This window comes from Pseudomonas sp. HMSC065H01 (genome assembly GCF_001815235.1).
Classification (GTDB): domain Bacteria; phylum Pseudomonadota; class Gammaproteobacteria; order Pseudomonadales; family Pseudomonadaceae; genus Pseudomonas; species Pseudomonas aeruginosa.
Genome location: NZ_KV819836.1, coordinates 17,405 through 27,587 on the forward strand (window position 1 = coordinate 17,405; position 10,183 = coordinate 27,587).

7 protein-coding genes are annotated in these 10,183 nt (G+C 68.7%); 3 read left to right on the forward strand and 4 right to left on the reverse strand.

Features of this window, described 5'->3' with window-relative positions:
- Position 1 precedes the first annotated feature (1 nt).
- The 3 genes from HMPREF3014_RS03325 to HMPREF3014_RS03335 all read left to right on the forward strand — a co-directional run bounded on the left by HMPREF3014_RS03325 (position 2) and on the right by HMPREF3014_RS03335 (position 3,576).
- Complete coding sequence (locus HMPREF3014_RS03325; RefSeq protein ID WP_023087567.1) at positions 2–2,197, forward strand: xanthine dehydrogenase family protein molybdopterin-binding subunit; 2,196 nt, start codon at positions 2–4, stop codon at positions 2,195–2,197.
- 157 nt (positions 2,198–2,354) lie between these two features.
- Positions 2,355–2,909, forward strand: a complete 555-nt coding sequence (locus tag HMPREF3014_RS03330) for a helix-turn-helix domain-containing protein (RefSeq protein WP_003088112.1) — start codon at positions 2,355–2,357, stop codon at positions 2,907–2,909.
- 88 nt (positions 2,910–2,997) lie between these two features.
- A complete protein-coding gene (locus HMPREF3014_RS03335; RefSeq protein ID WP_003102740.1) occupies positions 2,998–3,576 on the forward strand; it encodes an HD domain-containing protein in 579 nt (192 codons plus the stop codon).
- Between the two features lie 108 nt (positions 3,577–3,684).
- On the opposite strand, the gene HMPREF3014_RS03340 is transcribed toward HMPREF3014_RS03335, so the two are convergent.
- The 4 genes from HMPREF3014_RS03340 to HMPREF3014_RS03355 all read right to left on the reverse strand — a co-directional run.
- Positions 3,685–4,872, reverse strand: coding sequence for a beta-barrel domain-containing protein (locus HMPREF3014_RS03340; RefSeq protein WP_003102741.1), 1,188 nt, complete (start codon positions 4,870–4,872; stop codon positions 3,685–3,687).
- On the reverse strand, positions 4,862–7,033 hold the full coding sequence (locus HMPREF3014_RS03345; protein ID WP_003088105.1) for a type I secretion system permease/ATPase: 2,172 nt from the start codon (positions 7,031–7,033) through the stop codon (positions 4,862–4,864). Before HMPREF3014_RS03345 ends, HMPREF3014_RS03340 begins: the two co-directional genes overlap by 11 nt.
- Positions 7,023–8,300 carry a TolC family protein gene (locus HMPREF3014_RS03350; RefSeq protein WP_003102743.1) on the reverse strand — a complete coding sequence of 426 codons (1,278 nt, stop codon included), beginning with the start codon at positions 8,298–8,300 and terminating at the stop codon, positions 7,023–7,025. The genes HMPREF3014_RS03345 and HMPREF3014_RS03350 overlap by 11 nt, the downstream gene beginning before the upstream one ends.
- The coding region (locus HMPREF3014_RS03355; RefSeq protein ID WP_070753820.1) for an Ig-like domain-containing protein at positions 8,300–10,183 on the reverse strand (1,884 nt) is incomplete at its 5' end. The genes HMPREF3014_RS03355 and HMPREF3014_RS03350, both read right to left, overlap by 1 nt.

Consider the following 10,183-nt stretch of genomic DNA (forward strand, 5'->3'; position numbering starts at 1 on the left):
CATGAACAGCAAGATCGATCTGAGCAACGCCCTGCCCGGCTCGCGCCGCGGCTTCCTCAAAGGCGCCGCGGTGGTCGGCCTGACCATCGGCTTCCAGTGGAGCGGAGCCCGGCGTGCCCTCGCCGCGGCCCTGCCGGACGCCGGCTTCGCGCCCAACGCCTTCCTGCGGATCGCCCCGGACGACAGTGTCACGGTGATCGCCAAGCACGTGGAGATGGGCCAGGGTGCCTATACCGGTATCGCCACCATCGTCGCCGAGGAACTCGACGCGGACTGGAGCAAGGTCCGCGTGGAAAGCGCGCCCGCCGACGCCAAGCGCTACGCCAACCTGGCCTTCGGCACCATGCAGGGCACCGGCGGCAGTTCGGCGATGGCCAACTCCTGGATGCAATTGCGCGAGGCCGGGGCCAAGGCGCGCGCGATGCTGGTCGAGGCCGCCGCCCGCCGGTGGCGAGTGCCGGCCACCGAACTGCGCACCCGCGACGGCTTCGTCGAACATCCGGCCAGCCAGCGCAAGGCCAGCTACGGTTCGCTGGCCGCTGCGGCGGCGGAACTGCCGGTGCCGGAAAAAGTGCAATTGAAGGATCCCAAGGACTTCCGCCTGATCGGTCACCAGGCGCCGCGCGTCGACGTTCCCGGCAAGACCGACGGCAGTGCGCAATTCACCCTCGACGTCAGCCTGCCCGGCATGCTGGTCGCCCTGCTCCAGCGCCCGCCGCTGTTCGGCGCTACGGTGAAATCGTTCGACGCCACGGCGACTAGGGCGATTCCGGGGGTGGTCGAGGTGGTCCAGGTGCCGCACGGCGTGGCGGTGGTCGCCAAGGGCTTCTGGGCGGCGAAGCAAGGCCGCGACGCGCTCAAGGTCGAGTGGGACGAGAGCAAGGCCGAGAAGCGTGGTTCCGAGGCGCTGATGGCGGAGTACCGCAAGCTCGCCGAGCAACCCGGCAAGCCCGCGCGCAGGGACGGCGACGCCGCCAAGGCGGTGGCCGGGGCGACCCGCAGGATCGCCGCCAGCTACGAGTTCCCGTTCCTCGCCCATGCGCCGATGGAGCCGCTGGACGCGGTGGTCAGGCTGACCGCCGACAGCTGCGAGATCTGGGCCGGCGACCAGTTCCAGACCGTCGACCAGGGCAACGCGGCGCGCACCGCCGGGCTGAAGCCGGAGCAGGTGAAGATCAATACGCTCTACGCCGGCGGCAGCTTCGGCCGGCGCGCCAACGCCTGGTCGGACTATATCGTCGAGGCGGTATCGATCGCCAAGGCGCTGGGCGCCAACGGCGTGCCGGTGAAGCTGCAATGGACCCGCGAGGACGACATCCACGGCGGTTTCTACCGGCCGATGTACTACCACCGGCTCGAAGCCGGGCTCGACGCCGACGGCAAGCTGGTCGGCTGGCAACATCGCATCGTCGGCCAGTCGATCCTGGAAGGCACGCCGTTCGCCGCGGTGATGGTCAAGGACGGCATCGACGCCACCTCGGTGGAAGGCGCCGCCAACCTGCCCTATGCGGTGCCCAATGTCTCGGTCGAGCTGAGCACCACCCAGGTCGGCGTGCCGGTCCTGTGGTGGCGGGTGGTCGGCAGCTCGCACACGGTCTACGCGGTGGAGGCGTTCATCGACGAGGCGGCGCAGGCCGCCGGCAAGGACCCCTACCTGTTCCGCCGCGACCTGCTGGCAGAGCAGCCGCGCCTGCGCGGCGTGCTCGAACTGGCTGCGGAAAAGGCCGGCTGGGACCCGTCCAGGCCGCTGCCCGCCGGGCGCGGGCGCGGGATCGCGGTGACCGAGGCATTCAAGACCTTCGTCGCCCAGGTGGTCGAGGTCTCGGTGGACAAGGACGGCAAGCTGAAGGTCGAGCGGGTGGTCTGTGCGGTGGACTGTGGCATCCCGATCAACCCGGACGTGATCGCCGCGCAGATGGAGGGCGGCATCGGCTTCGGCCTCGGCGCGATCCTGCACAGCGCGATCACCCTGAAGGACGGCAAGGTCGAGCAGAACAACTTCGACGGCTACCAGGTGCTGCGGATCGCCGAGATGCCCAAGGTCGAAGTGCACATCGTGCCCTCCGGCGAAGCGCCCACCGGGGTCGGCGAACCCGGTGTGGCGCCCATCGGCCCGGCGCTGGCCAATGCGATCTTCGCCGCCACCGGGCAACGCCTGTACAACCTGCCCTTCCCCACCTCCTTCGCCAAGGCCTGAGCGAGACGCCCGCCGGCAGCTCCACGGCTGCCGGCGCGGCGCGGGCGGCCCTCCGAGGATCGCCGCCGACCATACGGGTCCCCCCGGTGTCGCGCCGATTTGCCTCCGCCCGGCGTCGGGCGCAGACTTCAGCGTCCATTCGCCCGCGTAGCCAAGCATGACCGAGCCTCTCCCTTCTTCGTCCCTGGGCCCCGCCCTGCGTCGCTGGCGCCTGCTGCACCGGGTCAAGCAAACGCATGCCGCCGAATTGCTCGGCGTGGCGCAATCGACCATCTCGCGCTGGGAATCCGGTACCCAGGCGCTGCTGGTGGAGGAACGGGCACGCCTGGAGCGTCTGCTCGGCGCCCGCCTGGAAGCCGCCGCCGACCAGGCACTGGCCCGCCTGGTCGAGGCCAACCCGCAACCCGTGCACCTGATCTGCGACCTCACCCATCGCCTGTTGGCCTGTTCGCCGGCACGCGCCGCGCAATTCGGCGTGCCTCTCGGCGAACTGCTCGACCGTTCGCTGTGGCCCTATTGCAGCGAGGAAATCCTCCGCCAGGAAGCCACCCTCGAGGAACTCGGCTGGCGCGAACTGCTGGCACCGCCGGCGCTGGAGTTCGCCAGCGGAGCGAACGCCTCGGCCATCGTGCCGATCCGGCGCAGCCGTTGCCGCTGGACCCGCATGACCCTCTCGGACGGACGCGCGGTGCGCCTGGTGGAAACCCTCTGAACGTCGCCGCGGATATTTTATCCATGGACCTTCAGCACCGCCGCGCCTAGGCTTGCAGGCTCGTTTCACCGGTAGCGGAGCCCGCGCCATGTCCCTCGAACTGCTGAGCAACCGCCTCGAATTCCTCCGCGAAGCCGAACGCCTGAAAGACGTCCTGCGCTCCGCGCACACCTCCTCCGGCCGCCCGGAAAGCACCGCCGAACATAGCTGGCGGCTGTGCCTGATGGCACTGGCCTTCGAGGACCAACTGGCCGGCCTGGACCTCGGCAAGGTCCTGCGCATGTGCGTGGTCCACGACCTCGGCGAAGCGATCCACGGCGACATCCCCGCCGTCGAGCAGGCCGCGCACCCGGACAAAGGCGAACAGGAACGCGCCGACCTGTTGCAGCTGACCCGTCACCTCGACGCGCCGCTGCGCGACCGCCTACTCGCCCTGTGGGACGAATACGAGCGCGGCGAGTCCGCCGAAGCCCTGGCAGTGAAGGCCCTGGACAAGCTGGAAACCCTGCTCCAGCACACCCAGGGCGACAATCCGGCGGACTTCGACTATGCCTTCAACCTCGACTACGGCCGTCGCTATACCGACCGCGCACCGCTGTTCAAGACCCTGCGCGAGCTACTCGACGCCAGGACCCGACAGCGCCTCGCAGCTCGGCGCGACGCCTAGCGTGCGCCCGCCCGGGCAGCGTTACCAGCGCCACCGCCTACGTAGCTCGCCATGGCTACAGGGAAGCGGCTGGCACGTTTCCACCGACCGGGGCCTGTCCTGCACGCCTCAGTAAAGGCGCGCCTTGATCAGCGGCCGCAGCAGGTAGTTGAGCACGCTGCGCTTGCCGCTGAGGATGTCCACCTCGGCGACCATCCCCGGAATGATCGGCAATACCTCCTCGCCGCGCTTCAACTGGCTGCCATCGGTCTTGATCAGCACCTGGTAGTAGGACTCCTTGCCATGCGGGGTGTCCTCCTCGATGGTGTCGGCACTGATCTGCTCCAGGGTGCCCTTGAGGTCGCCGTAGATGGTGTAGTCGTAGGCGGTGATCTTCACCTTGGCCGGCATGCCGGGAACCAGGAAGGCCACGTCGCGCGGCTTGATCTTCGCCTCCACCAGCAGACGCTCCTCTACCGGGATCACTTCCATGATCGGCTCGCCGGGCTGGATCACCCCGCCGCGGGTGTTGATCAGCACGGTGTTCACCCGCCCGCGCACTGGCGACAGGATCTCGGTGCGGCGCAACTGGTCCTGGCGCTGCTGGACGATCGGTTCCAGGGCGCTGAGATCGGCCTTGCGCTGTGCGCGCTCGGTATAGGCATCCTGGAAATAGGTGCTTTTCAGCTCGGTCAGCTTGCCGCTGAGGGTGGCGATGTCCTGGCTCAGCTTGAGCGCCTCCATCTGGCTCACCGCACGCTTGGCCACCAGCGGGCGAACCAGGTCGAGCTGGCTCTGCGCCAGGTGGATCTGCCGCTGGATCGCCTGGGTGCCCTCCACCAGTTTGTCGCGGCGCGACTTGAACAGCTCGCGTTCGGAACGCGCCAGCGGCCCCTCGGGATCGACGTCCGGCGGGAACTCGATGCTCTTCTTGCCTAGCACCTCGGCGTCGAGCCGGGCAATGGCCGCGCGCAGCACGCTGGCCTGGTTCGCCGACTCCTGGAAGTTGGTGAGGAAGCGCGTCTCGTCGAGGCGCACCAGCGGCTGGCCGACTTCCACCAGGTCGCCCTCCTTCACCAGCAGGCGGTCGAGGATACCGCCCTCCAGGCTCTGGATCTTCTGGATGCGGCTGAACGGCACGACCCGACCGTCGCCGCGGGTCACCTCGTCCAGTTGCGCCCAGGCCGCCCAGCCGATGAACAGCAGCACGCAACCGAGCAGGGTCCAGAGCAGCGGCCGGTAGACCGGGTGGGTAGCCGCCAGCAACGGGTCGGCCAACTGCCGGCGCAGGGCGGCGGCGTCGCGGTCAGAGTCCATGGTTGCCTCCTTCGGCGGCCTGCGGTGCCTGTACCTGGTTGCCCTGCACCACCTGCTCCAGCGGGCCGTCCATGATCACCCTGCCCTGGCGCAGGACCACCGCACGCTCGACCAGGGCGAGCATGCTTTTCTTGTGGGTGGTGATGACCAGGGTGCGCTTGCCCAACCATTGCTGCAGGTAGTCGATGACCTGTTTCTCGCTGCCCTGGTCGAAGGCCGCGGTCGGCTCGTCGAGCAGCAGGATCGGAGGGTCCTGTAGCAGCACCCGGGCCAGCCCGACGGCCTGGCGCTGGCCGCCGGACAGGCTGGCGTTGCCCTGGATCGGCATGTCCAGCCCCAGCGGGTGGCCGCGGACGAAGGCGCCCAGGCCGACCCCGTCGAGGGTCTCCAGCAGTTCCTCGTCGCCCAGCGCGGCGTTCTCCAGGTTGAGGTTGTCGCGCAGGCTGCCATGGAACAGCGCCACGTCCTGCGGCAGGTAGCCGATACCGCGCTGGCGGTCGGCTGGGTCGATCTGGGTCAGGCTGACGTCGTCCAGCAGCAGGCGTCCCGCCTGCGCGTCGAGCAGGCCGCTGAGCAGGCGCAGCAGGGTCGACTTGCCGGCGCCGTTGCCGCCGAGCAGCGCCACCCGCTCGCCGGCGCGGATGTTCAGGGCCTGCACGTCGACCACCGGCGGGCTGTCGCCGTGGGCCAGGCGCACGCCCTCCAGGCGGTAATGTCCCTGCAGGCGCTCCTTGTGCACGAAGCGCTTGCCCTGGGGGCGCTCCTGCTCGGCGCTCATCAGTTGGTCGAGGCCTTCCATCGCCACCTTGGTGTGCTGCCAGCGACCGAGGATGCCGGCCGCCTGCGACAGCGGTGCGATGGCCCGCGAGGCGAGGATCGAGCAGGCCACCAGGCCGCCGACGGTCATCGCGCCCTCGCTGATCCGATAGACGCCGAAGACCACCACGCCGACGTAGCAGAGCTGCTGAACGATGCTCGCCGAGTAGCTCAGGGTCGAGGCCAGGGTATGGGTCTTCATCGCCGTGCCGGCCAGTTCGCCGGTCAGGGTTTCCCATTGGTGCAGGCAGCGGCCTTCGGCGCGGGTCGCCTTGACCGTCTCCAGGTGTTCGAAGGCTTCCAGCAGCACGCCGTTCTTCATCGCCCCTTCGCGCAGGTTCTGCCGCGACAGGTGGCCGAGCAGGCGCTGGGTCAGCAGCCCCGGCAGGATCATCAGCACGCAGGCCACCAGCGGCACCCAGACCACATGGCCGCCGATCACGGCGATGATCAGCAGGAAGATCGCCACGAACGGCAGGTCGCTGATCAGCGCCGCGCTGGACGAGGTGAAGAACTCGCGCACCGACTCGAACTCCCGCACCTGGGTACTGAAGGCGCCCATCGACGCCGGCTTGGCGGCGACCCGGGTGCTCAGCACGCGGGAGAACAGCAGGGTCGAGAGTTGCAGGTCGAGGCGCTTGCCGAGCACGTTGAGCAGGTGGCCGCGCATGATCCGCAGGACCCCGTCGAGGACGATCGCCAGGGCCACGCCGCTGGCGAGGATCCACAGGGTGTCGAACGCCGCGTTGGGCACCACGCGGTCGTAGACCTGCATGGCGAACAGTGCCGAGGCGACCGCCAGGACGTTGGCCACCAGCGCCGCGGCGGTGACCTCGGCGTAGGAACGCCAGAGCCGCTTGAGCGGGCCGAAGAACCAGTGCTCGGGCAAGGCGCTGGCGTAGTCGCCGACCCGCCCGTCCGGGCGGTAGCGACACTTGGCGAAGATCGCCGTGCCACTGTACAGCGCTTCCAGCTCGGCCAGCGGCATCCTCTGGCTTCCGCCGTCGCTCTGCGGCACCAGCACCTCGGCGTGCTCGCCGTCGTTGCCCACCAGCACCAGGGCGCGGCCGTCGTCGAGCAGCAGCAGGGCCGGCAGCAGGTAGCGGTCGATCCGGCGCAACGGCTGGCGGGTGACCTGGGCGGTGATGTCGGCGCGGCGCAACGCGCGGGCCACCAGGTGCAACGGCAGGCGACCGTGCTCCAGCGGCATGCCGTCCACCAGTTCGGCGTCGCCGAGTGGCCGGCCGAGCTGCCGGCAGAGCAGCAGCAGGCCCTGGCGCAACGGGTCGACGATGGGGTCGTGGTTGAGGATCACGACGTTATCCGGGGTTTTCTCAGCTTCCATGATTCAGCCGGTTCTCCAATAGCGGACCCAACAGGCCGACTTGCGCGGCCGCCCGATACTCGATGCGCTTGCGTTCGATCCGCAGGTTGATCAGTTGCCGCTCTGCCTCGAACCGCTCGCGCTGCACGTTGAGCAGGTCGATCACGTCGCGCCGGCCAACCTCGAACTGTTCGCGATACAACTCGCCGACCTGCTCCGACTCGGTCACCTGCTGGGTCAGCGACTGTTCCCGCCAGCGCAGCGTGTCGCCGTTGTCGAAGAGGTTCTGCAGTTGCCGGCGGATGTCGCGCTGCATCGCGTCGGCGCTCCATTTCGCCGATTCCAGGCGCTGCTGCGCGGCGGTCGGCCGGCGGAAGTTGGAAAGCCCCTGGAAGGTGTCCATGCGGAAGCGCAGGGATACCACCGAGTCGCTTTCCGGATGCCCGCCGATCTCCCGGCGCAGCGCGCTGGCCTCCAGGTTCAGTTGCGGCAGCAGCGACGCCTTGGCCTCGCGGACCTCGGCCTCGGCGACATTGGCGTCCTCCAGGGCCTTGCGCTGCAAAGGCGATTCGCGGATCACCCGCGCCATATCGCTGGCCGCCAGGTAGCGTTGCAGCGACATCGGCTCGGGCTCCACCAGGTCGGCGGGCTCCTGGCCGACCAGGATCGCGTACTGGTTGCGCGCGTCCTGCAGGTTGCCCTTCTCCAGCGACAACTGCTCCTGGGCCCGCGACAGTTCCAGATTGGCGCGATCCAGCTCGCTGCGGTCGGCGTAGCCGTCGCCGCCGCGCGCCTGGGTCATCTCGCGGATGCCGTCGAGGCGCTGGATGTGTTCGCGCACCGCCTCCACCCGGCGCTCCGAGGCAAGCACGTCGAGGTAGGTCTCGACGATATCCAGCGCCGCATCGTCGCGCGCCACCAGCACCGCCTCGGACAGCTTGCGCTGGGTCGCGCTGGCGCTGTCGACCTTGCTCGTCACCCGACCCCAGTCGTACAGCATCTGCGACGCGGTGAGATCGTAGACGATCTCGCCGAAGTCGAACTCCTGCGGCCCCCCGGACATCGTCACGGAGGGGTAGTACCCCCCTTTGGCCATCTCCACCTCGGTGCCTGCACGGTCCGCTTCGGCCATCGCGGATCGTACTTCCGGGTGGATCGCCAGCCCTGCCCTGACCGCCTGGTCGAGGGGCATGGCCGACGCGAACATCGGCAGACCCAGGGAAAGGAGCCAGATGGCTCCCTTCCCATGCCGCCGTCCCTTGCGCGCGTACTGCCTGCGCCCGCGCATCAGACCACGACCTGTACCGTGTTGTCCTCGATCAGCAGGGTGGTACTGCCGAAGGTGTAGACGTCGTAGGTAATGCCGTTGATCAGTTGCGTGGTACCGGTATTCACCGCGCCCACCACGTTCAGGGTGTCGTTGTTCTCGCCAGTGATCTGCAACGTGTTGTTGGCATCGGTGATGGCATCCACCTCCGCCGCGGTCAGGGTCAGCACGCTACCCGAATCGCCCTTGCCGAGGTCGATGCGCTCGAGGTTGCTGAGCGTGCCGACGCCGACGGCGTTGTAGTCGAGGTCGATGCCGTTGGCCAGGACCAGGGTGTCGAACCCGGCGCCGCCATCGATGCTGACGAAATCGGTCGCGGTGATCTGGATGGTGTCGTTGCCGTTGCCGGCCACCACGTGATCGCCGGTGCCCACGTTGAAGATCAGGTCGCTGCCGTCGCCGCCGTTGATGTGCTCCGAACTGCCGTTGGCGCCGGACAGCACGTCGTCGCCGGAAGTACCGTTGACATCGATCTGGCCGATGTTGAGCGACAGTCCGTTGGGGGTCAGGGTGATCCCGTAGGCGGCGCTGTCGTTGCCGTTGCTGTCGGTGGACACCAGGTTGAACGAGATCTGCGAGCCGAGGTTGAGGATGTCGGTGATGTTCAGCCCCAACTGGGTGAGGATGGTCGGGCTCAGCAGGTTCAGCGAGAAGTTGCCGGACGAGTCCGCCTGGATCGGCAGCAATTCGACGTTCAACGCCGGGGTGATGACCCGGATCACCACGCTGGAGTTGGGCTCGGTGGTGCCGCTGAAACCGAAACGCGGGTTCAGCGGGTTGAGGCTGACGTCGAGGCCGAAGTTACCGATGGTCACCGGTTGCTCGATGCTGGTGCCGATGCCGATGCTCGCCGTGTTGCTCGGGTTGCCGGCCGGGTCGCGACCGACCACCGACACCTGGGCATTGAGCAACTGGTCCCAACTGAAGTCGATATCCAGGTCGGTGAGCAGGTTCAGCGACGCCAGCCCGCTGTTGTCGGCGGTCACCGTGGCGGTGGCGGTCACCCCGCCGACGTCGACGGTGACCGTCAGCTCGGTGCCCGGCTCCGCCGAGATGGTCAGGATGTTGCCGACCAAGGACAGCACCGGGGTCGCCGGCGGAATGGTGTCGATGGTGAACGGCACCGGGGTCGACGCGGTGCCGCCGTTGATGTCGGCGGTGACGGTCGAGGCGCCCTCCGGGAACGGGCCCATGCCGCCGGGAGGCGTCAGGGTCAGGGTCAGGTTGCCGGCGGCGATGTCGCCGGCGGTGAGGGTATGGCTGACCTCGGCCTCGTAGCCGTTCTGCCCGGCGAACTTGACCGTGACCACCTGGCCGACCTGCATGGTCGGACGGACCGTCACATCGACCTGGATGCCGTCGCCGATCTCCGCGGCGTTGATCCAGGTATCGGCGGCTTCCGGCACGCTGATGGTCGGCGGCGCCAGGTCCGGCGCGTTGATGGTGGCCGGCCCGCTGACGTTGCCGGCGGCGTCCACGGCAACCCCGGCGATCAGTTCGCCGGTGATCAGCGGCGGCGCGAACGGCAGGCTGAAGTTGCCGGCGCCGTCGACGGTGACCGTGATCGGGTTGGCGGTGTCGCCGTTGACCACGATACGCACCTGACTGTTCGGCTCGGCGGTGCCGGTCAGCAGCGCGCCGTCGGCGCTGATGCTCAGCAGCGGAGCGGACGGCGCCACCGAGTCCACCGTGGTGCTGGCCGGACCGCTGGCGTTGCCCGCGGCGTCTTCGGCGACGGCGTTGATCACCGTACCGTTGGCCAGCGGCGTGCCGGGGGTGAAGGTCCAGTTGCCACTGCCGTCGGCGGTGGTCTCGCCGATCGGGTTGCCGTTGCCGTCGGTGAG